The organism is Tepidimonas sediminis (assembly GCF_007556605.1).
GTDB lineage: Bacteria > Pseudomonadota > Gammaproteobacteria > Burkholderiales > Burkholderiaceae_C > Tepidimonas > Tepidimonas sediminis.
In genome coordinates, this window is the sequence record NZ_VJND01000013.1 from 16,635 (window position 1) to 40,966 (window position 24,332).

Sequence of the window (24,332 nt, forward strand, 5' to 3'; positions counted from 1 at the left end):
CGTGGCCCTTGCGGCGGCGCCACCCGTGCGCATACTGTGCGCTCCATCCCATCCCGACACGACGGCCATGCAAAGCGACGACGCCTCCACCATCGAGCGCTGGCTCGACCAGCACCGCATCACCGAGGTCGAGTGCCTGATCCCGGACATGGCCGGGCAGGCGCGCGGCAAGATCGTGCCGCGCCACAAGTACCGCCCCGCCGAAGGGTTGCGGCTGCCGATGGCGGTGCTGGAGATGACCGTCACCGGCGCCTACCCGGAGGAAGACTTCACCCCGGTGGCCGACCCCGACATGCGGCTGCTGCCCGACCCGGCCGCGCTGCGCCTGGTGCCGTGGGCCAAGGAGCCCACGGCGCAGATCATCCACGACTGCGTGCGCTTCGACGGCACGCCGGTGGAGCTGTCGCCGCGCAACGTGCTGCGCCGCATCGTGGCCGAATACGAGCGCGACGGCTTCAAGCCCATCGTCGCGCCGGAAATCGAGTTCTACCTCGTGCAGATCGAGCCGGACGAGGACATCCCGCTCAAACCCCCGGTGGGGCGCACGCAGCGCACCGAGGCCGGCATGCAGAGCTTCTCGATCGACGCCGTCAACGAATACGACGACATCTTCGACGTCATCTACGACTGGTGCGAGGCGCAGGGCCTGCAGCTCGACACCCTGATCCACGAGATGGGCACGGCGCAGATGGAGGTCAACCTCGACCACGGCGAGCCGCTGGCGCTGGCCGACCAGGTGTTCCTGTTCAAGCGCACCGTGCGCGAAGCCGCCATCCGCCACGGCATGTACGCCACCTTCATGGCCAAGCCGATGCAGGGCCAGCCCGGCAGCGCGATGCACATCCACCAGAGCGTGCTGGACCTGGCCAGCGGCCGCAACGCCTTCTCCAACCCCGACGGCAGTCCCTCGGACGCGTTCTTCCACTTCATCGGCGGGCTGCAGACCTACCTGCCGGAGGCGATGCCGTTCTTCGCCCCCTACATCAACAGCTACCGGCGCCTGAGCCGCTACACCGCCGCGCCGATCAACCTCAGCTGGGGCTACGACAACCGCACCTGCGGCCTGCGCGTGCCCAATGCCGCGCCGCAGGCGCGCCGCGTCGAAAACCGCCTGGCCGGCGTGGACGCCAACCCCTACCTGGTGATCGCGGCCAGCCTGGCGTGCGGGCTGCTGGGCATGCGCCAGCGCCTGCAGCCCAGCGAACCGCTGGCCGGCAGCGCCTACGAGCAGCCGCACCAGCTGCCGCGTCACCTCGACGATGCGGTGGAGCGCCTGATGCGCTGCGAGCCGCTGGCCGAGCTGTTCGGCGCGCACTTCATCCGCACCTACGGCGCCATCAAGGCCGCCGAGTACGCCGAATACTTCGACGTCATCAGCCCGTGGGAGCGGCGTTACCTGCTGCTCAATGTCTGAGACAGGGCAGCGCTTTCAGGTGCGCGCCACCGGCGGGGCGCCATCGCCGGCGGCCGCCCCGTCGGGGTGATCGCGCTCCCAGTGCCAGCGCGCCACTTCCAGCCACACCGCCGCGCGCGCGAACAGCTCCGGGCGGCGCCGCTGCAGCGCCACCAGGTGGACGTCATCGGGATTGAGCCGCACCAGCAGCTCCAGGTGGTGTTCGACGTACAGCGCGGCCTGCGCAGGCGGCCACGCACCGAGGTTGGCCGGCACCCCGACCAGCGCGCCTTCGCGCGCGTGCTGCAGCACGCGCTGCAGATCGGCCAGCGCGTGCTCCAGCAGCAGCGCCAGCGAGCGGCCCTCGGCGCGCAGCCCGGCATCGTGATCCTGCAGCAGCTGGCGCGCCACCCGCTGCACGTCGGCCAGCGAGCGCAGGTGCCGCGGCCCGTCGTCACCCTGCAGCGTCCCGTCGTCGCGTTCCATGGCCCGTCCCCCGGCGCGGCAGCCGCGCCGCACCCGCTGGCGCGACCGCCTGCACCGCATTGTCCGCGGCGAGGCGGCGCGCCGCACTCCGCGTTTGCCCCAACCCCCACCGCCGCGCGGCTTCACGCCGGCGCGGTGCGGCCGCGCGCGCCCTTGGCGCGGTACAGCGCCGCATCGGCGCGGCGCACCAGGTCGCCGCCGCCGCGGTCGCCGGGCTCGCACTCGGCCCAGCCGATGCTCACCGACGCCGGCTCCCCATCGCCGAGCGCGAACGCCGCCAGCGCCCGACGCACCGGCGCGACCAGCCGCCGTGCCAGCGCGGCGGCCTCCCCCAGCCCGGTGTGCGGACACAGCAGCGCGAATTCGTCGCCGCCCAGGCGGGCGGCCAGATCGGTGCGGCGCCGCGCCCCTTCCAGCACCGCCGCCACCGCCCGCAGCGCCTCGTCGCCGCGCTCGTGCCCCAGCTGGTCGTTGATCGCCTTGAAGCGGTCCAGGTCCAGGTACAGCAGCGCCACCGGCTGGCCGTAGCGCGCCCACGCCTCGTAGCATGCCTGCAGCTCGGCGCGGAAGCGGCGCCGGTTGGCCAGCCCGGTCAGCTCGTCGGTCTCGCTGAGCGCGCGCAGCCGCTCCTGCAGCTGGCGCCGGTGCGTGATGTTGCTGGCCACCCACAGCACCACCGCCTCGCCCTCGACGGTGAACGGCAGCGGCATGACGCGCCCCTCGAACCAGATCGGCTCGGCCGGCCCGACGTCCGACAGGCCGCGCACGTCGCGGTTGCTCAGCTCGTATTCGACGATGCGCAGCCCGCCGTCGCGCAGCGCGGCCCGGATGTCGGCCAGGAACGCCTCGGCGCGCGCCGGCACCAGCACCTCGTGCAGCGTGCGCCCCACCAGCGGACTGCCGTCGTGGTAATAACGCGTGTCGGCGCCGCCGAACACCGCCACGTAGCGCCCGGAGGCGCTCAGCACGAACGCCGGATCCGGCAGGCTGCGCAGCAGCGCCTGCAGCTGCTCGGCGTCGAACCGGATGCTCACGCGCATGCTCTCCTCGGCCGCGCGCCGCGGCGCCGACCCGGCATCGCCGCCGCCCCGCTGGCGCCGGCCCGTCTGGGTCGCCAATCTAGCGCATCGCCGCCACTGTCGAGCCGCGGCGAGCAGTCGACGGGCGGCGCTTGCCGAGGCACGCGCCACCGACTACGCTATGCCAGGTGGGCCGGCCGCGGCCGGCCGCCCGTCGTGCTTTTCGGGGCCGCGCAAGCCATGGACGTCACTTCTTCCTCGCTGGTCACCCAGGCCGCCACCTCCGCCGCGCAGGGACCGATGGCGGCGCAGATCCTGACGCTGCGCAAGGCGCTGCAGCTGCAGCAGCAAGGCGCGCTGGCCCTGCTGCAGGCGCTGCCGGCTCCCACCTCCACGCCCGCCACCGGGCCGCAGCCGCTGGCGCGCGAAGGCACGCTGGGCACGCGCCTCAACGTGATGGTCTGAACGGGAGGGGGCGCCCGCTGCCGGCCTGGTTTCGGCGCCAAGCCGGGCCGCCGCGGCGGCCGAGGGGCGAGCGAAGATGGCGCGGCTGGCGGGGATCGAACCCACGACCTTCGGCTTCGGAGGCCGACACTCTATCCACTGAGCTACAGCCGCTCGAGGGCCGCATTCTAGCAGCGGCGGCCGCAAGCGGCTCGGAGCGGCTCGTATAATCGCCCGAATCTGGAAGCCGGCGAGCGGCCCGCGCGCCGGCGCAGGCCAGCACTGTCGATCTCCGAAGGGACATCATGAGCGAGCACGCCCACGACGCGCACACCGGCCCCATCAAGACCCCCAGACAGCTGTGGTGGACCGCCCTGGCCTCCTTCGTCGTGCCGGTGGCGCTGATCATGGCGCTGGTGGCCTACGTGAGCCGCGACGTCAAGCCGCAGGCCGGGGTGGCCAACCCTGAGCTGGCCACCGCCCAGCGCATCCAGAAGGTCGGCACGGTCGAGCTGCGCGACGCCAACCGCCCGCTGGCCGCCGGCGCCGACGTCTACAAGGCGCAGTGCGCGGCCTGCCACGGGGCGGGCCTGGTGGGGGCGCCGAAGTTCGGCGACAAGGCGGCGTGGGCGCCGCGCCTCGGCCAAGGCTTCGACGCGCTGGTGCAGTCGGCGCTGAAGGGCAAGGGTGCGATGGGCGCGCAGGGTGGCGGCGCGTTCCGCGACCTCGAGATCGCGCGTGCGGTGGCCTACATGGCCAATGCCGTCGGCGCCAGCTTCCCCGAGCCCGAGGCGCCGGCCGAAGGCAAGTGAGCCCGAACCCCGCCCCCGCGGCTGCCGGCTCCGCCGCGACGGAGCGGGCAGCCCGCGTGCTCGTGCTCAACGGACCGAACCTCAACCTGCTGGGCACGCGGGAGCCGGGGGTCTACGGGGCGCTCACCCTGGCGGAGCTCGAGGCGCGCTGCCGCGCCCACGGGGCGGCGCTGGGTCTGCAGGTCGAGTGCTTCCAGAGCAACCACGAAGGCACCCTGATCGAGCAGATTCACGCGTGGGGCTTGGCGCACCGCAGCGGGCAGGCCCTCGGCGTGGTCTTCAACCCCGGCGCCTACACCCACACCTCGATCGCGCTGCACGACGCCATCAAGGGGGTCGAGCCGCTGCCGGTGATCGAGGTCCACCTGTCCAACGTCCACGCGCGCGAGGCGTTCCGCCACCACTCCTGGATCGCGCCGGTGGCGGCGGGCTCCATCATCGGGCTGGGCCCCGACGGCTACCTGCTGGCGCTGGAGGCGCTGGCGCGGCGTGCCGGACTGCGTTCGAACCCATAACGCTGCGGCAGCTCGTCGGCGCGCACCCCGGCGGGCTCGGCCAGCCCCCAGCGCCCCTGCTCGAGCGCCTCGGCCGCCAGGGCCACGTCCTGGCTGTGCACCAGACCGACCCCGAGCGGCGTGACCAGGTACAGCCGCCCCTCCTCGTCCAGCAACGCCGCCGTCGGCACGCCGGCCGGCGCGCCGGTGTGCGCGCGCACGGTGGCGTCGGGCTGCACGCGCCAGATCCACGGCGTGGCCGCCAGCTCCACGTATACCCGCTGCGGTCCGTTCTGAAAGAACCACTGTCCCTCGGCGTCGGCCTCGTAATTGCGGCCGATGAAGGCGATCAGCCCCTCGTGCCGCAGCTCGGCGCCGCGGCTGGCCGCGCTGGCACCCGGCCCGGCGAACGGCCCCGCGGCCTGCGCGGCGGCATCGCGCATCCACCAGCGGCCGCGCTCGTCCAGCCCCAGCCAGCCGTAACAGTGCGGCACGTTGGGCCATTTGGCCAGAGCGGCCTTGACGATCGCGTCCATGCGCTGCGACTCCCTCGAAGCCTCGACGTCACGGCGCTATCGTAGCGCCGCGGCGGCCTGCAGCCAGTCCGACACGTGTTCCCAGACGCCCCATACCTGGCCGCGCGGATCGCCGCGAAAACGCGGCTCGGCAAAGCCGACGTGGCCGCCCTGCGCCGGCTGCCACAGGCGTACCCAGGGGCCGACCTCCTCCGGCGTCGGCAGGCTGGCGGCCGGCACGAACGGGTCGTTGCGCGCGTTGAGCACCAGCGTCGGCACGGCGATGCGCGCCAGGTGCGGCCGGCTCGATGCCCGCTGCCAGTAATCGTCCACCCCCGCAAAGCCGTGCAGCGGCGCGGTGAAGGCGTCGTCGAAGGCGCGCAGCGTGCGCGCCCGCATGGCGCGCGCGGCGTCGATGCGTCCCGGGTGGGCGCGGGCGAACGCCGCCGCCTTGGCGCGCATCGTGCGCAGGAAGTGCCGCGCGTACAGCCAGCGGTTGAGGCCGCGGTCGATCGCGGCGCCGGCGGCGGCCAGATCCAGCGGTGCCGACACCGCCGCGGCGGCCTGCACCACCGCGCCCGCGTGGTCACCGTGCTCCTGCAGCCAGCGCAGCAGCGCGTTGCCGCCCAGCGACACCCCCACCGCGCGCAGCGGCACCCCGGCCAGCGCGCGGGCCGCCTGCCGCAGCATCCCGTCGATCTCGGCGTGGTCGCCGCTGTGGTAGGCGCGCGGCGCGCGGTTCGGCTCGCCGGAGCAGCCGCGGAAGTGCGGCACGATCAGCGCCCAGCCGCGCCGCAGGGCCACCCACGCCAGCGCCTGCGCGTAATGGCTGCGCGAGGAGCCCTCCAGCCCGTGGAACAGCACCACGGCCGCACGCGGGGCCGCGGCGCGCGGCAGCCAGAGGTCGGCGTCGATGAAATCGTCGTCGGGGGTATCCCAGCGCAGCCGCCGTGGCGGAGGCAGCGGCTCGGGAGTGCGGCAGGCCAGCAGCGCGGCGGCCACGGTCTGCCGGTGCCCGCCGCGCTGCCAGGCCGGAGGTCGCGGCCACGCATCCGGCGGCGCCGGAGCGGCGGGCAGGGAAAGCCGATCGGTGCGGTTCAGCGCTTCTGCCGGTACTTGCGCAGCGCCGCGATCTGCGCGGCCATGATCGCCAGCTCCGACTGCGCCTTGGCCAGATCGATCTCGCTCTTGGCGTTCTTCAGCGCCTCCTCGGCCGCCTTGCGCGCCTCCATGGCCTTGGCTTCGTCGAGATCCTTGCCGCGGATGGCGGTGTCGGACAGCACCGTCACCACCTTCGGCTGGACCTCCAGAATGCCGCCGGCCACGAAGACGAACTCTTCCTCACCGTCGGGCTTCTCGATGCGCACCGCACCCGGCTTGATGCGCGTGATCAGCGGCACGTGCCCGGGCAGGATGCCCAGCTCGCCGGCCTCGCCCGGCAGCGCCACGAAGGTCGCCGGGCCGCTGTAGATCGACTCCTCGGCGCTGACCACCTCGACCTGGATGGTGTTCATCTCGTCTCCTGGGGACTGCGGCGCGGGGCGCACGCGCTGCGCGCGCCCGCGTCGGCCGCGGTTGCGGGGATCAGCTGGCCAGCTTCTTGGCCTTCTCGAACGCGTCGTCGATCGTGCCGACCATGTAGAAGGCCTGTTCGGGCAGATGGTCGCACTCGCCGTTGACGATCATCTTGAAGCCGCGGATGGTCTCCTTCAGCGGCACGTACTTGCCGGGCTGACCGGTGAACACCTCGGCGACGTGGAACGGCTGCGACAGGAAACGCTGGATCTTGCGCGCGCGCGCCACGATCAGCTTGTCCTCCGGCGACAGCTCGTCCATGCCCAGGATCGCGATGATGTCGCGCAGCTCCTTGTAGCGCTGCAGCACGGCCTGCACCGCGCGGGTGGTGTTGTAGTGCTCCTCGCCGACGATGTTGGGGTCGACCTGGCGGCTGGTGGAGTCCAGCGGGTCAACGGCGGGGTAGATGCCCAGCGCGGCGATGTCGCGCGACAGCACCACGGTGGCGTCCAGGTGCGCGAAGGTCGTCGCCGGCGACGGGTCGGTCAGGTCGTCCGCGGGCACGTAGACGGCCTGGATCGAGGTGATCGAGCCGACCTTGGTCGAGGTGATGCGCTCCTGCAGCTTGCCCATCTCCTCGGCCAGCGTCGGCTGGTAACCCACCGCCGAGGGCATGCGGCCCAGCAGCGCCGACACCTCGGTACCGGCCAGCGTGTAGCGGTAGATGTTGTCGACGAAGAACAGCACGTCGCGGCCCTCGTCGCGGAACGACTCGGCGATCGTCAGGCCGGTCAGCGCCACGCGCAGACGGTTGCCCGGCGGCTCGTTCATCTGGCCGTACACCATCGCCACCTTCGACTCGCTCAGGTTGTCGGCGACGACGACCTTGGACTCCATCATCTCGTGATAGAAGTCGTTGCCCTCGCGGGTGCGCTCACCCACGCCGGCGAACACCGACAGGCCCGAGTGCGCCTTGGCGATGTTGTTGATCAGCTCCATCATGTTGACGGTCTTGCCCACACCCGCACCGCCGAACAGGCCGACCTTGCCGCCCTTGGCGAACGGGCAGATCAGGTCGATCACCTTGATGCCGGTCTCCAGCAGTTCGGTGGAGGGCGACAGCTCGTCGTAGGCCGGTGCCTTGCGGTGGATCGAGCTGGTCAGCGACTGGTCGATCGGGCCGCGCTCGTCGATCGGGTTGCCCAGCACGTCCATGATGCGGCCCAGCGTCGCCTTGCCCACCGGCACGGTGATCGGCGCGCCGGTGTTGTAGACCGTCATGCCGCGGCGCAGGCCGTCGGAGGAACCCAGCGCGATGGTGCGCACCACGCCGTCGCCCAGCTGCTGCTGCACCTCCAGCGTCAGCGGCGAGCCCTCCATCTTCAGCGCGTCATAGACCTTGGGCATCTGGTCGCGCGGGAACTCCACGTCCACCACGGCGCCGATGCACTGAACGATCTTGCCTTGAACTTGAGCCATGATTCAAACCTTGTTCGATTGCGAGAATGACGGGAACCCGGTTGGCGTCACACCGCCGCGGCGCCGGCGACGATTTCCGACAGCTCCTTGGTGATGCCGGCCTGACGCGTCTTGTTGTAGACCAGCTTGAGCTCGTTGATGAGGTTGCCGGCGTTGTCGGTGGCGGCCTTCATGGCCACCATGCGGGCCGACTGCTCCGAAGCCATGTTCTCGGCCACGGCCTGGTAGATCAGCGCCTCCACGTAGCGCACCAGCAGCTCGTCGATGACGCTTGGCGCGTCGGGCTCGTAGATGTAGTCCCAGTCGTAGCCCGGCGCGCCGGTCTCCAGGTCGCGCGCCGACAGTGGCAGCAGCTGCTGCACCACCGGCTCCTGCTTCATCGTGTTGATGAAGCGCGTGTAGCACAGGTACACGGCGCTGAGCTTGCCCTCGGCGTAGGCATCCAGCAGCACCTTCACCGGCCCGATCAGGCGCTCCAGGTGCGGCGTGTCACCCAGGCCGGTGACGTGCGAGACCACCTTGGCGCCGATGCGGTTGAGGAACCCCAGGCCCTTGTTGCCGATGGCCACCACCTGCGCGCTCTTGCCTTGGCCCTGCAGCTCGCGCAGATGGTTGGTCACCGCGCGCAGCAGGTTGGTGTTCAAGCCGCCGCACAGGCCCTTGTCGGTGGTCACCACGATCATGCCGGCCACCGGGGCATCGGCGTGCTCGACCATGAACGGATGCACGTACTCCGGGTTGGCGCGGCTGAGGTTGGCCGCGATCTGGCGCACCTTCTCCGCGTACGGCCGCGCCATGCGCATGCGCTCCTGCGCCTTGCGCATCTTGGAGGCGGCGACCATCTCCATGGCCTTGGTGATCTTCTTGGTGTTTTCCACCGACTTGATCTTGCCGCGTATTTCCTTGCCTGCTGCCATCGCAACTCCTCGGAATCAGGGTCAGGGCTGCAAGCGGCCGCTCACCACGTGCCGGTCTGCTTGAAGGTGCGGATGGCGGCGTCGAGCTCGGCCTCGGCGTCCTTGTCCATGGCCTTCTGCGTCTCGAGCTTTTCCAGCAGCGCGGCGTGCTTGTCCTTCAGATAGGCGTGCAGCGCGGCCTCGAACGGCAGCACCTTCTTGACCTCGATGTCGTCCAGATAGCCCTTGTTGGCGGCGTAGAGCGACGCCGCCATCAGGCTGATCGGCAGCGGGCTGTATTGCGGCTGCTTGAGCAGCTCGGTCACGCGCGCGCCGCGGTCGAGCTGCTTGCGGGTCGCCTCGTCGAGGTCGGAGGCGAACTGCGCGAACGCCGCGAGTTCCCGGTACTGCGCCAGGTCGGTGCGGATGCCGCCCGACAGGCTCTTGATCAGCTTGGTCTGCGCCGCACCGCCGACGCGCGACACCGAGATGCCCGCGTTGATGGCGGGGCGGATGCCGGCGTTGAACAGGTTGGTCTCGAGGAAGATCTGACCGTCGGTGATCGAGATCACGTTGGTCGGCACGAACGCGGAGACGTCGCCGGCCTGCGTCTCGATGATCGGCAGCGCCGTCAGCGACCCGGTCTTGCCCTTGACGGCACCGTTGGTGAACTTCTCGACGTAGTCGGCGTTGACGCGCGCGGCGCGCTCCAGCAGGCGGCTGTGCAGGTAGAAGATGTCGCCCGGGAAGGCCTCGCGTCCCGGCGGACGGCGCAGCAGCAGCGACACCTGGCGATACGCCACGGCCTGCTTGGACAGGTCGTCGTAGATGATGAGCGCGTCCTGGCCGCGGTCGCGGAAGTACTCGCCCATCGTGCAGCCGGAGTACGGCGCCAGGAACTGCATCGCCGCCGACTCGGAGGCCGAGGCCGCCACGACGATCGTGTAGTCCATCGCGCCATGCTGCTCCAGGGCCCGCACCACGCTCTTGATCGACGACGCCTTCTGACCGATGGCGACGTAGATGCAGACCATGTTCTGGCCCTTCTGGTTGATGATGGTGTCGATGGCCACCGCGGTCTTGCCGGTCTGGCGGTCACCGATGATGAGCTCGCGCTGGCCGCGGCCGATCGGCACCATCGCGTCGATGGCCTTGATGCCGGTCTGCACCGGCTGGTCCACGCTCTTGCGCGCGATCACGCCCGGGGCGACCTTCTCGACCACGTCGGTGAGCTTGGCATTGATCGGGCCCTTGCCGTCGATCGGGCGACCCAGCGCGTCGACGACGCGGCCGATCAGCTCGGGGCCGACCGGCACCTCCAGGATGCGGCCGGTGCACTTGACCGTGTCGCCTTCGGAGATGTGCTCGTATTCGCCCAGGATCACGGCGCCGACCGAGTCGCGCTCCAGGTTGAGCGCCAGGCCGTAGGTCGGCTGGCCATCCTTGCCGGCCGGGAATTCCAGCATCTCACCCTGCATCGCGTCCGACAGGCCGTGGATGCGCACGATGCCGTCGGTCACCGACACCACGGTGCCCTGGTTGCGCACGTCGGCGGTCGGGGCCAGACCCTCGATGCGCGACTTGATCAGTTCGGAGATTTCGGCGGGATTCAGTTGCATGACGCGTTTCCTTTGCGCAATGTTCTCGCGGGCGTTGGGGGGCGGCGGCCGTTCAGGCCGTCAGCGCCACGCGCATTTGTTCCAGACGGGCCTTGACGGAGGTGTCCAGCACCTCGTCGCCGACCACCACGCGCACGCCGCCGATCAGCTCGGGGCGCAGCTCCACCTGCAGCCGCAGCTGGCGGCCGAAGCGCTTCTCCAGCACGGCCTTGAGCTCCTGCAGCTGCGCGCCCTCGATCGGGAAGGCGCTCTCGACGCGCGCGTCGGCCACGCCGTGCTGCGCGTTGAGCAGGGCGCGGAACTGGCGCGCGATCTCGGGCAGCGCGCGCAGGCGGTCGTTGTCGATGACGGTGCGCAGGAAGTTCTGGCCCAGCGGCGGCAGCGGCGTCTTGAGCACGCCGGTGACGACGTCGTAGACCTGCTGCGCCGTGACCTTCGGGTCGGCGGCGAAGGCCAGCAGCTGCTCATGCGCGGCCACGGTGGCCAGCGCCTCGAGCCACTCGGCGGTCTCGGGGCCGTGCGCACCGGCGGCCTTGAACAGCGCCTCGGCGTACGGACGGGCAATGGTGGCGAGTTCTGCCATGGTTCAACCTCGGGGGCGCGGGGACGGCGCGCGGCGCCGCGTCACAGCTCGGCCTTCAGCCGCTCGAGCAGCTCGGCGTGGGTGCGCGCGTCGACCTCGCGGCGCAGGATCTGCTCGGCGCCCTTGACGGCCAGCATCGCCACCTGCTCGCGCAGCGCCTCGCGCGCCTGCACGGCCTGCTGCTCGGCCTCGGCCTTGGCCGCGGCGACGATCTTGGCGGCTTCCTCGGAGGCGCGGGCCTTGGCCTCCTCGATGATGGCGTGGGCGCGGCGCTCGGCATCGGCCAGGCGCGCGGCGGCCTCGTTGCGCGACTGCGCCAGCGTGTCTTCGATGCGCTTGTTGGCCACGGCCAGCTCGGTCTTGGCCTTCTCGGCGGCGGCCAGACCTTCGGAAATCTTCTGCGCACGCTCGTCCAGCGCCTTGGCGATCGGCGGCCACACGAACTTCATCGTGAACCACACCAGGATCGCGAAGACGATGGCCTGCGCAAAGAGGGTTGCATTGATGTTCATCGCAACGCCTTTCGGACGGGGTATGCGGATGGGGCTGCGTCGGGGGGCCGGGTGGTGCGGCGTGCGCCCGCGGCCTGCCGGCCGCCGGGCGCACCCTTCCTCACGTCGGGGCGATCAGAGCGCGAACGGGTTGGCGAACGCGAACAGCAGCGCGATGGCCACGCCGATCAGGAACGCCGCATCGATCAGACCGGCCAGAATGAACATCTTGGTCTGCAGGTCGTTCATCAGCTCGGGCTGACGGGCGGACGACTCGAGGAACTTGCCCCCCATCAGGGCGATGCCGATCGAGGCGCCGATCGCACCCAGACCGACGATGATGCCGCAAGCCAGAGCAACGAGACCGAGGATGTTTTCCATGGTGAGATTTCCTTAGGTTACAGAGGAAGGTTGGGGGAAACGGTTGCGAGGCGCGCCTCTGTCAGTGTGCGTCGTGCGCCTGACCCAGGTAGATCAGCGCCAGCATCATGAAGATGAACGCCTGCAGGGTGATCACGAGGATGTGGAAGATGGCCCACACCGTACCCGCGATCAGGTGTCCGACGAACAGCAGGCCGCCCGTGAACGACAGCGCGGCAAAGCCACCGAGCAGCGCGATCAGCATGAAGACCAGCTCGCCCGCGAACATGTTGCCAAACAACCGCATGCCGTGGGAAACGGTCTTCGCCACGAACTCGATCATTTGCATCAGGAAGTTGACCACGCCCAGCAGCAGCGCCCACAGCGGATTCCTGCTGGTGCCGAACGGCGCCGTGACCAGCTCGTGCGCCCAGCCGCCCAAGCCCTTGATCTTGATGTTGTAGAACAGGCACAGCAGCAGCACCGACACCGACAGGCCCAGCGTCGTCGACAGGTCGGCGGTGGGCACGACGCGCAGGTAGTCGGGGTAGCCCAGCGCCGGGCCGACCGCGTGCCAGATGGCCGGCAGCAGGTCCACCGGCAGCAGGTCCATGAAGTTCATGAAGAAGATCCAGACGAACACCGTCAGCGCCATCGGCGCGATCAGCTTGCGGCTGGCGGCGTTGTGGATCACGCCCTTGGCCTGCGTCTCGACCAGCTCGACCAGGATCTCCACCGCGGCCTGGAAGCGCCCCGGCACGCCGGCGGTGGCGCGCCGCGCCCCGAGCCACAGCAGGAACACGCCGATCAGCCCGGTCAGCACCGAGAACACCACCGAGTCGATGTTGATCACCGAGAAGTCGACGATGAATTCCTGCTTCTTGTTGGTCAGATGGACCAGGTGATGCCGGATGTATTCGCCGGCGGTCGGAGCGTGTCCCTCAGCAGCCATTCGTCATTCCCACGTTCGTTGATCGAAACGAGTCTTCCGTCAGCGGATGCGTGCCAGCCACCAGGCCAGCACGTATCCCTTGAGCACCACCGCCAGCCCGACCAGCAGGCCGGGCCAGCTCAGATCCGGCACCAGGCGCGGCGCGGCGACCAGCATGGTCAGCGCGAGCAGCACCTTGATCCCCTCCCACACCAGCCAGCGGGCGAGCGCCGAGCGCGCCGGCTGCACCGCGGCGGCCCGCCGCCAGCGACCGCGCAGACCGCCACCCATGCCCCAGGCCATCACCAAGGCAGGCACGAAGGCACAGGCGCCACCCCACGCCACCGAGGCGACCAACCCCGCCCGCTGCGGCCAGACGAACCGCCACGCCAGCCACGCCCCGACGATCGCCAGCACCCAGACCAGGACCTGGGCCGCCAGCACATGCCGCATCCCCGGCATCCGCTGGCGCCGGCGCCACGCCTGTGCCTCCTCGCGGCTGAGGGGCTTGCATCCGGCCGCAGCGCCCTCATCTGGCTCGTCGTCGGCCCAGACACGCCAGCGTCGCGCACCGGCTGCCTGATCCTCGGCCCGCTCGACGGACGGCTGAGGGTTCGCCATTGTCTCGTGCCCCCTTGACGCACGCCTGACGCGGCGCTTGGCGCCCCAGGCCACGTTGACAAAAAGCTCTTTATTATACGGACAAACCCCAGCCCACCACGCATCGAGGACCGCCGATGGCCGATCCCGCCCCCGCCTCGCCCCTGACCTTTCCGTGCCGCTTCCCGATCAAGGTGATGGGCGCGCACGCCGATGGCTTCGTCGCCGCCGTCGCGCACGTGGCGCGCGGCTTCGATCCCGGCTTCGACGAGACCACCATCGAGGTGCGCACCAGCCGCAACGGCCGCTACCTGGGCCTGACGCTGAACGTGCACGTGACCTCGCGCGAACAGCTCGACGAGCTGTACCGCACCCTGACCACGCATCCGATGGTCAGCGTGGTCCTGTGATGGAACTGCGCCACCTGGGCCGCGTGCCCTACGAGCCCACCGTGGAGGCGATGCGCGCCTGGACCGAGGCGCGCGGGCCCGGGACGGCCGATGAGCTGTGGCTGTGCGAGCACCCGCCGGTGTTCACGCAGGGCCAGGCGGGCCGGCCGGAACACGTGCTGGATCCCGGCGACATCCCCGTGGTGGCCACCAACCGGGGCGGCCAGGTCACGTACCACGGCCCGGGCCAGGTGGTGGCCTACCCGCTGCTGGATCTGCGCCGCGCCGGCTTCTTCGTCAAGGAGTACGTGCACCGGCTGGAGGAGGCGGTGCTGCGCACGCTGGCGGACTGGGGCGTGACCGGCCACCGCGTCGCCGGCGCCCCGGGCGTGTACGTGCGGCCGGACGATCCGCACGGCCACGCCGCGCTGCACGGCCCGCGCCCCGGGAACGACCCATGGGCGGGGCTGGCCAAGATCGCCGCGCTGGGCATCAAGGTGCACCGCCACTGCACCTACCACGGACTGGCGCTCAACGTCGCGATGGACCTGAGCCCCTTCCTGCGTATCAACCCCTGCGGCTACGCCGGCTTGCGCACCGTCGACCTTGCTACGATCGGCGTGACGGCCGACCCGGCCGAGGTCGGCGACGCGCTGGCCGACCACCTGCGGCGGCTGCTGGCGCCGCGCGCCTGAGCGCCCGAACCACCGCCCCAACCGGATCCGATGCCATGACTCCCGCCACCGACACCCCCTACGACCCCACCGCCAAGCAGAAGAGCGCCGCCAAGACCGCGCGCATCCCGATCAAGGTCGAGCCGGCGCCGCTGCTGCGCAAGCCCGAATGGATCCGCGTCAAGGCCGGCAGCCCCAGTTCGCGCTTCTACGAGATCAAGGACATCCTGCGCGCCAACCGACTGGTCACCGTGTGCGAGGAGGCCTCCTGCCCCAACATCGGCGAGTGCTTCGGCAAGGGTACGGCCACCTTCATGATCATGGGCGACAAGTGCACGCGGCGCTGCCCGTTCTGCGACGTCGGCCACGGCCGGCCGGACCCGCTCGACCCCGACGAGCCCGAGAACCTGGCGCGCACGATCGCGGCGCTGAAGCTGAAGTACGTCGTCATCACCAGCGTCGACCGCGACGACCTGCGCGACGGCGGCGCGGCGCACTTCGTGGCCTGCATCCGGCGCGTGCGCGAGCGCTCGCCCGGGACGCGCATCGAGATCCTGACACCGGACTTCCGCGGCCGCGACGATCGCGCGCTGGCGATCCTGGCGGAGGCGCCGCCGGACGTCATGAACCACAACCTGGAGACGGTGCCGCGTCTGTACAGGCAGGCACGCCCCGGCTCGGACTACGCCTTCAGCCTGAACCTGCTGCGCAAGTTCAAGGAGCGCTTTCCCCACATCCCCACCAAGAGCGGGCTGATGGTCGGCCTCGGCGAGACCGATGAGGAGATCCTGCAGGTGATGCGCGACCTGCGCGCGCACGGCGTGGACATGCTGACCATCGGCCAGTACCTGGCGCCGAGCACGCACCACCTGCCGGTGCGGCGTTACGTCGAGCCGGCCACCTTCGCGATGTTCGAGCGCGAGGCCTACGCGATGGGCTTCACGCACGCCGCCGTCGGCCCGCTGGTGCGCAGCAGCTACCACGCCGACCGGCAGGCGCACGCCGCCGGCGTGGTCGACGGCTCGGCCTGACCCCGCCGGCGGCCGGCAGAACAGCCCCCGGCCGCCGCCTCAGCGCGCCGGGCGGCGCGTCTCGATGATCGTGACCTCCACGCGGCGGTTCTTCGCGCGTCCCTCGCGGGTGGCGTTGTCAGCGATCGGCTCGCGCTCGCCGCGGCCCTCGGTGCGGATCTTGTCAGCCGGGATGCCCTTGCTGACCAGATACGCCTTGACCGCCTCGGCGCGGCGCAGCGACAGACGCTCGTTGTAAGCCTCGGGGCCGACGCTGTCGGTGTGACCGACGGCGATCGCCAGCTCCAGGTCGGTGGCCTTGATCTTGGCCACCAGCTCGTCCAGCCGCGCCTTGCCGTCGGCGCGCAGCTCCGCCTTGTCGAAATCGAACAGCGCGTCCGACTGGAACGTGTACGTCTGCGGCGCAGCCGCCGGCTTCGGCGCCGCTGCCGGGGCGGGCGGCGGAGCGGCCGGGGGCGTCGGCCGGGCACGCACCGGTGCCTCGGCCACCGCCTTGGCCTTGTCGATCTCGAACAGTTCAGGCGTGTCGAACGGGCACAGCTCCTCCGGTGGCAGCTCGCCCCGATCCTGCCCGGCCTCGGCGGCGCTGGGCTGGTCCGGTCGCGCCACGCCCAGAGCCGCCGTCAGCCGACCCATGCTGGCCAGCGTGCGCGCCTGCGCCAGCAGCTCGTTGTACTGCGCGTTGATGTAGGCACGGCTGGCCTCGAAGTATTCGTTCTGCGTGTCCAGCAGGTCCAGCAGCGTGCGCTGGCCGATGTCGAACTGCTGCCGGTAGGCCTCGCGCGCCACTTCGGTGGACAGACGGTGCTGGTCGAGGTAGCCCAGCTGCTCGCGCAGCCGCACGACGTCGTTGTAGGCGATCGCCAGCGTCTGGCGCACGTCGCGGCAGGCCTTTTCCTGCAGGTCGCGCGCCTGCTTGTGCAGCTCCACCGCCTGCCGCTCGCGCGCCTGATCGGCGCCGCCGCGGTACAGGTTGTAGTTCATGATGACCTCGGCCGTGAGGTCGCGCGTGCGGCCGTTGACGCCGTTGATGTCGTTGCCCCAGGTCTGGCGGATGCGGAAGTCCACGCGCGGCCAGTAGGCGGCCTTGCGGGTTTCGATCTCCTGGCGCTGGGCGCGCACGTTCTCGTACGCGGCGTTGATGGTCGGGCTGTTGGGCAGGCCCTGACGCATCGCCTCGGCCATCGAGCCCGGCAGGCCGGCCAGCCGCAGCCCCTCGCGCAGCGGCGGCAGCGTGGCCGGCGGCTTGACGCCCATGATGCGCTGGTAGCGCGCGCTGACGTCGTGCAGGTTGGCGATCTCGGTCAGCAGGTTGGACTCGGCCAGCGCCAGACGGCCGGCAGCCTGGTCCATGTCGACGCGCCGGCTCACGCCAGCCTTGGCGCGCTCCTCGATCTGCTGCGCGGTCAGCTTGTGCTCGACGTAGTTGGCCTTGGCCTCCTGCACCAGCGCCGAGTAGCGCGCCACGTCGACCCAGGCGCGCACCGCCTCCAGCGCAATGGTCTCGGCCGCCTCCAGCAGCTCGTAGTAGCGCGTCAGCTTGGCGTAGCTGAGACGCTGCACCTCGCTGCGGGTGAAGAAGCCGTCGAACAGCACCTGGTTGAGCGTCAGCGTGGTGGCCGAGCGGTTGAAGCGACGCTCCGGCGTGCCGGGCGGATCGACCAGGTGCTGACGACCGATGCCGACGCTCAGGTCGACCGTCGGGCGCCAACCGGCAGCGGCCACGTCCTTCTGCGCGTCGGCGGCAGTGAAGGCATGCCAGCGCGCCTGCACCTCGGGGTTCTGCACGATGGCGTTGCGCACCGCCTCGATCAGCGGCGCCGGCAGGCCCGAGGCCGCGGGGTTGGCGACGGCGGCAACGGCAGGCGTGGCCGGCGCCTGGGCCGCGGCCGGCGCCGCTGCCAAAGCCAGGGCGGCGGCCGCGACGGCTGTCAGCATGGGGATGGTTCTCATGGTGGTCCTCGTCGGTTGGGTGGGAGCGGCCTCCGCCCCCACGGGTCTTACGCACGCAACCGCGATCGGTATCATCCGGATCACTTTGCCCATCCATTGTCGGCACGGGCCCGGGTCGGCGTCAAGCACGGCGCGCAGGATCGCACCGACGGCGTGTTTTCTGCGATGATCGGTCGCCAGCCCCGTCGCGCCGCGTTGCTCGCCGAACACATGTCCCGCCCCGCCGCCGCCTCGCGCCTGGCGCCCTCGTGGCGTCTGCTGGCGCTGGCGCTCGTGCTGCTGCTCGGCGCGGCGCTGGCGGCGGCCGACTTCGACCGCCTGCAGCGCCTGGCGCGCGAGCGCTACGGCAGCGTCGCCGAGGAGACCGTGCAGGCTTGGCGGCGCCTGGTGGCCGAGCAGCGCGGGCGTCCGGTGGAGGAGCAGCTGGCCGCGGTCAACACCTTTTTCAACCGCCGTCTGCTCTACGAGCTGGACCCGGTGGTGTGGGGCCAGGCCGACCACTGGGCCACCCCGCTGGAGTTCATCGGCCGCGGCGCCGGCGACTGCGAGGACTTCGCCATCGCCAAGTACGTGACGCTGCTGGAACTGGGCGTGCCGGACGAGCGGCTGCGCCTGATCTACGTGCGGGCCCGCACCGCCGGCGCCAAGACCGAGGCGCACATGGTGTTGGGCTACTATGAGGATCCGGCCGAGGAGCCGCTGATCCTGGACAACCTGATCACCAGCGTGCGCCCGGCGTCACGCCGGCCCGACCTGACGCCGGTGTTCAGCTTCAACCGCCAGGGGCTCTGGGTCGCGGGCCAGGCCCAGTCCGCCGCCGATCCGACGGCGCGGCTGTCGCGCTGGCGCGAGGTGCTGGAGCGCATGCGGCAGGAGGGGCTGTGAGGCACGGCTCCGCCACACCACCCGAGGGGTAGGACCATGTCACTCGTCAAACAACTGTGGCTGGCCGTGCTGGTCGTCATGGCCGTGGCGTTCGGCGGCAGTCTGGTGCTGAGCGTGCTGTCGGCGCGGCACTACCTGCAGCAGCAGCTGCAGGTCAAGAACTTCGACAACGCCACCGCGCTGGCGCTGGCGCTGACGCAGCTGGACAAGGATCCGGTCACGATCGAGCTGCAGGTTTCCGCGCAGTTCGACGTCGGCCACTACAAGTTCATCCGCGTCAGCCGCCCCACCGGCGAGGTGCTGGCCGAGCGCGTCTATGAAGGCCGCCTGGAGGGGGCGCCGCAGTGGTTCGCCGACCTGATCCCGATTCGCACCCAGCCCGGCACGGCGGTGGTGCAGGACGGCTGGCGGCAGTTCGCCACCGTCACGCTGGCCAGCCACGACCAGTACGCCTACCAGTCGCTGTGGCAGGCCACGCAGCAGCTGCTGGCCTGGTTCGCCGTCGGGGCGCTGGTCGTCGGCACGCTGGGCACGCTGGCGCTGCGCCTCATCCTGCGCCCGCTGCACGACGTGGTCGACCAGGCGCAGGCGATCGCCGAGCGCCGCTTCGTCACGGTGGAGGAGCCGCGCACGCCGGAGCTGCGTGCGGTGACGCGCGCGATGAACGACATGGTGCGCCGGCTCAAGGCGATGTTCGCCGAGGAGGCGGCGCGGCTGGAGTCGCTGCGCGAGCGCGTCAACCACGATCCGGTCACGGGCGTGGCCAACCGCGAGCACTTCCTGGCGCAGCTGCGCGACATCCTGCAGGGCGAGGAATGGGGCTCGCGTGGCTCGTTGGTGGTGGTGCGGCTGGCCTACCTGAACGAGCTCAACGCCCGTCTAGGCCGGCAGCGCGCCGACGAGCTGCTGCAGAGTCTGGCGCACACCCTGACCGCATGCGGCGACGGCCCTCCCGGCCAGCGCGTCGGCCGCCTCAAGGGGGGAGAATTCGCGCTGGTCTGCCCGAGCCTGGCGCAGCCGGCCGAGGCGGCGCGGCGCGTGCACGAGCGGCTGATGCACGACTGGGCGCCACGCTGGCTGCCCGATGTACCTGACCTGTTTCACCTGGCGGCGGTGGACTACGCGCGCGGCGAGCCGGTGGGCGAAGTACTGGCGCGTGCCGACCAGGCGCTGGCGCAGGCGCAGGCGCGCGGTCCCAACGGCTGGCACGCGGTGGAGGACGCCGCCGCGCCCGGCCTGACGCTGCCGGCCGAGCGCTGGCGCACGCTGCTGACCGAGGCCGTCAGCGGCGGCCGGCTGAGCCTGGCGTTCTACCCGGTGGTGAAGAACGACCCGAAGCGGCCGCTGCACGAGGAGGGCGTGATCCGGCTGCAGGTGGATGCCGGGGGCCGGCTGCTGACCGCCGGTGACTTCATGCCGATGGCCGCGAACCTGAACCTGACGGCGCCGCTGGATCTCGGCGTGGTGCGGCTGGCCATCGAGCACCTGCGCCAGGTGCAGGGCGACGTGGCGGTGAACCTGTCGGCCGAGACGATTGCCGATTTCGGTTTCCGCAACCAGCTGGTGCAGCTGCTGCAGCAGTATCCCGACCTGTGCCGGCGTCTGCTGTTCGAGGTGCCGGAGTACGGCGTCTACCGGCAGTTCGACGCCTTCCGCGACCTGGTGCGCAGCCTCAAGGCGCTGGGCTGCCGCGTCGGCATCGAGCACTTCGGCCAGCGCTTCGCCGGCAGCGACCAGCTGGCCAGCCTGGGGCTGGATTACATCAAGGTGCACCCAAGCTACGTGCGCGGCATCCGCGACAACCCCGGCAACCAGGAATTTCTGCGCGGTCTGTGCAGCATGGCGCACGCGCTGGGCATCACGGTGATCGCGCTCGGCGTGGAGAGCCGCGACGACCTGCCGCTGCTGGCGCAGCTGGGCTTTGACGGCGCCACGGGGCCGGGCATCGGGCGCGACGCCGGCGCGCCGGCCGGCTGAGTCGCCGCGCCACCGCTCAGCCGTGCAGGTCGTCGCGGCGCGCGATCTCGAACAGGCGCGCCAGCTCGTGCGGGTGGCGGCGCAGGTTGCGCCGGTGCCACAGGGTGATCAGCACCATCACCGCGGCCACCAGCAGCCCGAAGGCGGTGATGGCGCCGAACGCCGACAGCCCCGCGCCGGTGGCGGCGCTGTAGAGGAAGCCCAGGCCCAGGATGCAGGCCTGCTCGTTGAAGTTCTGCACCGCGATCGAGCGGCCCGCGCCCATCAGGTTGTGGCCGCGGTGCTGCAGCAGCGCGTTCATCGGCACCACCAGAAAGCCGCCCAGCGCCCCCAGCAGCACCAGGAACGGCGCGGCCACCCAGACGTCGCGGATGAGCACCATCAGCACCACCAGCAGCCCCATCGCCACCCCCAGCGGCATCACGCGCGGGGCCTGGTCGATGCGCATGCGCACCGAGGCCACCACCGCGCCCACCGCCGTGCCCACCGCCACCACGCCGACCAGGCTGGAGGCCTGCGTGGTGTTGTAGCCCAGCGCCGCGGCGGCCCAGGCCAGCACGATGTAGCGCAGGTTGCCGCTGACGCCCCAGAACAGGGTGGTGGTGGCCAGCGAGATCTGGCCCAGATGGTCGCGCCACAGGCGCAGGTTGCAGCGCCAGAAATCCGGCAGCAGCGCCAGCGGATTGGGCGGCAGGTGGCGCAGCGGCGCGGTGGTGCGCGGGATGCGCAGGTTGAACGCCGCCGCCAGCCCGTACACCGCCACCAGGCCGACGATGGCCAGCTCCGCCGCCGTCGGCAGCCAGGCGCGCAGCCACGCCGCCTCGTGCGCCGCCAGCCACGCCGCCACCGCGGGCGAGACGAGCTGGCCGCCCAGCACGACGCCGAGGATGATGGAGGCGATCGTCAGCCCCTCGATCCAGCCGTTGGCCTTGACCAGCTGCGACGGCGGCAGCAGCTCGGTGAGGATGCCGTACTTGGCCGGCGAATACGCCGCCGCGCCCAGCCCCACCAGGCTGTAGGCCAGCAGCGGGTGCACGGGGGTCAGCATCAGCACGCAGCCCACCACCTTGATGGCGTTGCTGATGAACATGACCTGTCCCTTGGGCCGCGAGTCCGCGAACGCCCCGACCCATGGCGCCAGCAGCACGTAGAACAGCGCGAACATCGGCACCAGCGCGGCGGCCTGCCACTCCGGCGCGCCGCGGCCGCGCAGCAGCTCCACCGCCACCACGAACAGCGCGTTGTCGGCCAGCGAGCTGCAGAACTGCGCCGTCATGATCGTGTAGAAGCCGCGCTTCATCGGAGCGAAAAATCCAGCTGGCAGGATCGGGGGCTGCGCACGTGGCGCGGCTCTGTGCGAAAGTCGCGGCTGGCGCAGGGTGCGCGGTTTATAGCACGCGCTCCACCTGCCCTCCGTCACGCCATCACGCCCGCCGACCATGCCGCGCCCGATCCTGGCCACCGTGCACCTCGACGCCCTGCGCCACAACCTGCAGCGCTGCCGCGCCGCCGCCGGCGAGGCACGCGTGTGGGCGGTCGTCAAGGCCAACGCCTACGGCCACGGCCTCGAGCGCGTCTGGCCGGCGCTGCGCGGCGCCGACGGCTTCGCGCTGCTGGACCTGGCCGAGGCCGAGCGGCTGCGCGCGCTGGGCTGGCGCGGCCCGATCCTGCTGCTGGAGGGGTGCTTCGAGCCGCGCGACCTGGAGACCTGCTCGCGCCTCGATCTGTGGCACGTCGTCCACACCGAGGAGCAGATCGACTGGCTGGCGGCGCACAAGACCCACCAGCCGCACCACGTGTTCCTGAAGATGAACTCGGGCATGAACCGGCTCGGCTTTCGGCCGGAGGCCTACCGCGCCGCCTGGGCGCGGCTGCAGGCGCTGCCGCAGGTGGGCGAGATCGGGCTGATGACGCACTTTTCCGACGCCGACGGGCTGCGCCGCGGGCGCGAGGGCGTGCTGCACCAGGTGGAGGCGTTCGTGCGCGCCACGCGCGACCTGCCGGGCGAGCGCAGCCTGTGCAACAGCGCCGCCACGCTGCGCCACGCCCTTCGGCTGCGCCTGGGCGACGACGGCGGGACGCTGGCCGCCGACTGGGTGCGCGCCGGCATTGCGCTGTATGGCAGCGCGCCCGACCACCCGGCGCACGCCGCCGCCGACTGGGGCCTGCGGCCGACGATGACGCTGGCCAGCCGGCTGATCGCCATCCAGCCGGTGGCCGCCGGCGAGACGGTCGGCTACGGCTCGATCTACACCGCGCCGCGCGCCATGCGCGTGGGCATCGTCGCCTGCGGCTACGCCGACGGCTACCCGCGCCACGCCAGCCTGTCGCAGGACCACGGCGCGCCGGTGCTGGTGCGCGGCGTGCGCACGCGGCTGGTCGGCCGCGTCAGCATGGACATGCTGGCGGTGGACCTGACCCCCGTGGAGGCCGCCGGCGGCCCGTGCCGCCCCGGCGACGAGGTGGTGCTGTGGGGCCGCAGCGCCAGCGGTGCGGTGCTGCCGGTGGACGAGGTGGCGCAGGCTGCCGGCACCATCGCCTACGAGCTGCTGTGCGCGGTGGCCGCGCGCGTGCCGTTCGCCGTGGATGGCGCCGACACCCCCTAGCCCTTGTACTCCGGGGGGTATGACGCTATACTCGCGTCCAATGGAGGATCAAGCCATGGATCGACGCACGACGCCCTTCCCCCCGCTGGCCCGCCGGCGCTGGCTCGGCGCGGCCGCAGCCACCGCGCTGCTCGGCGGCGCGCTGCTCGCCCCCGCCTGGGCGCAGGGCGAGGCCGCCGGCCCGCGCGTGCCGGTGGCCGAGGCCGCCCGCCGCCCGGTCGGCCAGGCGCTGCTGCTGGACGCCACGATCGAAGCGCAGCAGCAGGCCACGCTGGCGGCCCAGGCCAGCGGCCGCATCGTGCAGCTGCACGTCAAGGCCGGTGACCGCGTGCGCGCCGGGCAGGTGCTGGCGGTGATCGACGACCGCGAGACCACCGCCGGCGTGCAGCGCGCCGGCGGCGCGGTGGCGCAGGCCGAGGCCGAGCTGCGCAACGCCGAGGCGCACGCCAGGCGCACGCGCGAGCTGCGCGCGCAGGGTTTCGTCTCGCAGGCGGCGCTCGATGCCGCCGAGGCGCAGGCCGCCGCCGCGCGCGCCGCGCTGCAGCAGGCCAAGGCCGCGCAGTCGCAGGCCGCGCTGGCGCAGGGCTTCACGCGCCTGACCGCGCCGTTCGACGGCTTCGTGCTGGCCACGCACGCCGAGGCGGGCGACCTGGCGGCGCCGGGCCGTCCGGTGCTGACGGTGTACGCGCCGCAGCCGCTGCGCGCCACCGTGCACGTGCCGGCGTCGCAGTCGGCGCTGGCGGAGCGCGCGCAGCGCGTCGAGGTACGCCTGCCCGATGGCCGCTGGGTGCAGCCGGCCGGTCGCAGCCGCCTGCCGGCGGCCGATCCGGTGGCGCAGACGGTGGAGTGGCGCCTGCCGCTCGTGGCCGCCGATGCGCAGGGCGTGCTGCCGGGGCAGGCGGTCAAGGTGCGCTTTGCCGCCGGCAGCGACGAGCGGCTGGTGGTGCCGGCCAGCGCCCTGCTGCGTCGCGGCGAGCTGACCGCGGTGTACGTGGCGGCACCGGCCGGGGCGCCGGCGGGCTTCGTGCTGCGCGCGGTGCGCGTCGGCGCCGACCACGGCGAGGCCGGGATCGAGATCCTGTCGGGCCTGCAGCCGGGCGAGCGCGTGGCGCTCGATCCGGTGCGCGCGGGGCTGCGCGGTGCGCAGCCGGCGCAGTGATCGGCCATCGTCCCTTTCCCC

Annotated in this window: 26 protein-coding genes and 1 tRNA gene; 11 read left to right on the forward strand and 16 right to left on the reverse strand. The window is 71.6% G+C overall.

Annotated features, from left to right (window positions below):
* Positions 1 to 67: 67 nt before the first annotated feature.
* The gene (locus Tsedi_RS09910) at positions 68 to 1,414 is read left to right on the forward strand and encodes a glutamine synthetase family protein (protein ID WP_143896156.1); all 1,347 of its coding nucleotides are present in this window, start codon (positions 68 to 70) and stop codon (positions 1,412 to 1,414) included.
* A 15-nt stretch (positions 1,415 to 1,429) separates the two neighbouring features.
* Here Tsedi_RS09910 and Tsedi_RS09915 read toward each other — a convergent pair whose 3' ends face one another.
* Both Tsedi_RS09915 and Tsedi_RS09920 read right to left on the reverse strand, forming a co-directional pair.
* A complete protein-coding gene (locus Tsedi_RS09915) occupies positions 1,430 to 1,879 on the reverse strand; it encodes a hypothetical protein (protein ID WP_143896158.1) in 450 nt (149 codons plus the stop codon).
* A gap of 122 nt (positions 1,880 to 2,001) precedes the next feature.
* A complete protein-coding gene (locus tag Tsedi_RS09920) occupies positions 2,002 to 2,913 on the reverse strand; it encodes a GGDEF domain-containing protein (protein ID WP_246099252.1) in 912 nt (303 codons plus the stop codon).
* A gap of 225 nt (positions 2,914 to 3,138) precedes the next feature.
* Here Tsedi_RS09920 and Tsedi_RS09925 point away from each other — a divergent pair, with 225 nt between their 5' ends.
* Complete coding sequence (locus Tsedi_RS09925; protein WP_143896162.1) at positions 3,139 to 3,363, forward strand: putative motility protein; 225 nt, start codon at positions 3,139 to 3,141, stop codon at positions 3,361 to 3,363.
* A gap of 77 nt (positions 3,364 to 3,440) precedes the next feature.
* Here Tsedi_RS09925 and Tsedi_RS09930 read toward each other — a convergent pair.
* A tRNA-Arg gene (locus Tsedi_RS09930) sits at positions 3,441 to 3,516 on the reverse strand.
* Between the two features lie 131 nt (positions 3,517 to 3,647).
* Between Tsedi_RS09930 and Tsedi_RS09935 the strand changes: the two genes are divergently transcribed.
* Together Tsedi_RS09935 and aroQ are read left to right on the forward strand one after the other, a co-directional pair.
* Positions 3,648 to 4,154 (forward strand): c-type cytochrome, encoded by a 507-nt coding sequence (locus tag Tsedi_RS09935; RefSeq protein ID WP_143896164.1) that lies wholly within the window; start codon positions 3,648 to 3,650, stop codon positions 4,152 to 4,154.
* Positions 4,151 to 4,669 carry a type II 3-dehydroquinate dehydratase gene (gene aroQ / locus Tsedi_RS09940; protein WP_185970640.1) on the forward strand — a complete coding sequence of 173 codons (519 nt, stop codon included), beginning with the start codon at positions 4,151 to 4,153 and terminating at the stop codon, positions 4,667 to 4,669. The genes Tsedi_RS09935 and aroQ overlap by 4 nt, the downstream gene beginning before the upstream one ends.
* Here aroQ and Tsedi_RS09945 read toward each other — a convergent pair.
* From Tsedi_RS09945 to Tsedi_RS09995, 11 genes are all read right to left on the reverse strand, one after another.
* Entirely contained in the window at positions 4,612 to 5,184 is a 573-nt protein-coding gene (locus Tsedi_RS09945; RefSeq protein WP_143896166.1) for a DUF2946 family protein, read from the reverse strand. The genes aroQ and Tsedi_RS09945 overlap by 58 nt on opposite strands.
* Before the next feature lie 36 nt (positions 5,185 to 5,220).
* The gene (locus Tsedi_RS09950; RefSeq protein WP_246099253.1) at positions 5,221 to 6,165 is read right to left on the reverse strand and encodes a YheT family hydrolase; all 945 of its coding nucleotides are present in this window, start codon (positions 6,163 to 6,165) and stop codon (positions 5,221 to 5,223) included.
* A gap of 95 nt (positions 6,166 to 6,260) precedes the next feature.
* Complete coding sequence (locus Tsedi_RS09955) at positions 6,261 to 6,677, reverse strand: F0F1 ATP synthase subunit epsilon (RefSeq protein WP_143896171.1); 417 nt, start codon at positions 6,675 to 6,677, stop codon at positions 6,261 to 6,263.
* A 70-nt stretch (positions 6,678 to 6,747) separates the two neighbouring features.
* On the reverse strand, positions 6,748 to 8,157 hold the full coding sequence (atpD, locus tag Tsedi_RS09960) for a F0F1 ATP synthase subunit beta (RefSeq protein WP_143896173.1): 1,410 nt from the start codon (positions 8,155 to 8,157) through the stop codon (positions 6,748 to 6,750).
* Between the two features lie 47 nt (positions 8,158 to 8,204).
* Entirely contained in the window at positions 8,205 to 9,074 is an 870-nt protein-coding gene (atpG, locus tag Tsedi_RS09965) for a F0F1 ATP synthase subunit gamma (protein WP_143896175.1), read from the reverse strand.
* A 41-nt stretch (positions 9,075 to 9,115) separates the two neighbouring features.
* Positions 9,116 to 10,672, reverse strand: coding sequence for a F0F1 ATP synthase subunit alpha (gene atpA, locus Tsedi_RS09970; RefSeq protein ID WP_143896177.1), 1,557 nt, complete (start codon positions 10,670 to 10,672; stop codon positions 9,116 to 9,118).
* Between the two features lie 52 nt (positions 10,673 to 10,724).
* Positions 10,725 to 11,255: a F0F1 ATP synthase subunit delta gene (locus Tsedi_RS09975; protein WP_143896179.1), complete on the reverse strand. Its 531-nt coding sequence runs from the start codon at positions 11,253 to 11,255 to the stop codon at positions 10,725 to 10,727.
* A 41-nt stretch (positions 11,256 to 11,296) separates the two neighbouring features.
* Positions 11,297 to 11,767: a F0F1 ATP synthase subunit B gene (locus Tsedi_RS09980; RefSeq protein WP_143896181.1), complete on the reverse strand. Its 471-nt coding sequence runs from the start codon at positions 11,765 to 11,767 to the stop codon at positions 11,297 to 11,299.
* Positions 11,768 to 11,881: 114 nt separating this feature from the next.
* Positions 11,882 to 12,127: a F0F1 ATP synthase subunit C gene (atpE, locus tag Tsedi_RS09985; RefSeq protein ID WP_132962276.1), complete on the reverse strand. Its 246-nt coding sequence runs from the start codon at positions 12,125 to 12,127 to the stop codon at positions 11,882 to 11,884.
* A 61-nt stretch (positions 12,128 to 12,188) separates the two neighbouring features.
* Positions 12,189 to 13,058, reverse strand: a complete 870-nt coding sequence (atpB, locus tag Tsedi_RS09990) for a F0F1 ATP synthase subunit A (protein ID WP_143889699.1) — start codon at positions 13,056 to 13,058, stop codon at positions 12,189 to 12,191.
* Positions 13,059 to 13,097: 39 nt separating this feature from the next.
* Positions 13,098 to 13,490 (reverse strand): ATP synthase subunit I, encoded by a 393-nt coding sequence (locus Tsedi_RS09995; RefSeq protein ID WP_185970641.1) that lies wholly within the window; start codon positions 13,488 to 13,490, stop codon positions 13,098 to 13,100.
* 284 nt (positions 13,491 to 13,774) lie between these two features.
* On the opposite strand from Tsedi_RS09995, the gene Tsedi_RS10000 reads away from it, so the two are divergent.
* Genes Tsedi_RS10000 through lipA form a run of 3 tightly spaced genes read left to right on the forward strand, consistent with a single transcriptional unit; the run spans position 13,775 to position 15,731 of the window.
* Complete coding sequence (locus tag Tsedi_RS10000) at positions 13,775 to 14,047, forward strand: YbeD family protein (protein ID WP_143896185.1); 273 nt, start codon at positions 13,775 to 13,777, stop codon at positions 14,045 to 14,047.
* Positions 14,047 to 14,721, forward strand: coding sequence for a lipoyl(octanoyl) transferase LipB (lipB, locus tag Tsedi_RS10005; RefSeq protein ID WP_143896187.1), 675 nt, complete (start codon positions 14,047 to 14,049; stop codon positions 14,719 to 14,721). The genes Tsedi_RS10000 and lipB overlap by 1 nt, the downstream gene beginning before the upstream one ends.
* 35 nt (positions 14,722 to 14,756) lie before the next feature.
* On the forward strand, positions 14,757 to 15,731 hold the full coding sequence (lipA, locus tag Tsedi_RS10010) for a lipoyl synthase (RefSeq protein ID WP_143896189.1): 975 nt from the start codon (positions 14,757 to 14,759) through the stop codon (positions 15,729 to 15,731).
* A gap of 39 nt (positions 15,732 to 15,770) precedes the next feature.
* Here lipA and Tsedi_RS10015 read toward each other — a convergent pair whose 3' ends face one another.
* A complete protein-coding gene (locus Tsedi_RS10015; protein WP_185970642.1) occupies positions 15,771 to 17,684 on the reverse strand; it encodes a TolC family outer membrane protein in 1,914 nt (637 codons plus the stop codon).
* 210 nt (positions 17,685 to 17,894) lie between these two features.
* On the opposite strand from Tsedi_RS10015, the gene Tsedi_RS10020 reads away from it, so the two are divergent.
* A complete protein-coding gene (locus Tsedi_RS10020) occupies positions 17,895 to 18,569 on the forward strand; it encodes a transglutaminase-like cysteine peptidase (protein ID WP_143896191.1) in 675 nt (224 codons plus the stop codon).
* Positions 18,570 to 18,605: 36 nt separating this feature from the next.
* Entirely contained in the window at positions 18,606 to 20,546 is a 1,941-nt protein-coding gene (locus Tsedi_RS10025) for an EAL domain-containing protein (RefSeq protein WP_143896193.1), read from the forward strand.
* A 16-nt stretch (positions 20,547 to 20,562) separates the two neighbouring features.
* On the opposite strand, the gene lplT is transcribed toward Tsedi_RS10025, so the two are convergent.
* Positions 20,563 to 21,846, reverse strand: coding sequence for a lysophospholipid transporter LplT (gene lplT / locus Tsedi_RS10030; RefSeq protein ID WP_143896195.1), 1,284 nt, complete (start codon positions 21,844 to 21,846; stop codon positions 20,563 to 20,565).
* 139 nt (positions 21,847 to 21,985) lie between these two features.
* On the opposite strand from lplT, the gene alr reads away from it, so the two are divergent.
* Positions 21,986 to 23,152 (forward strand): alanine racemase, encoded by a 1,167-nt coding sequence (gene alr / locus Tsedi_RS10035; protein WP_143896197.1) that lies wholly within the window; start codon positions 21,986 to 21,988, stop codon positions 23,150 to 23,152.
* Positions 23,153 to 23,207: 55 nt separating this feature from the next.
* Positions 23,208 to 24,311: an efflux RND transporter periplasmic adaptor subunit gene (locus Tsedi_RS10040; RefSeq protein ID WP_143896199.1), complete on the forward strand. Its 1,104-nt coding sequence runs from the start codon at positions 23,208 to 23,210 to the stop codon at positions 24,309 to 24,311.
* The last annotated feature ends 21 nt before the right edge of the window (positions 24,312 to 24,332 follow it).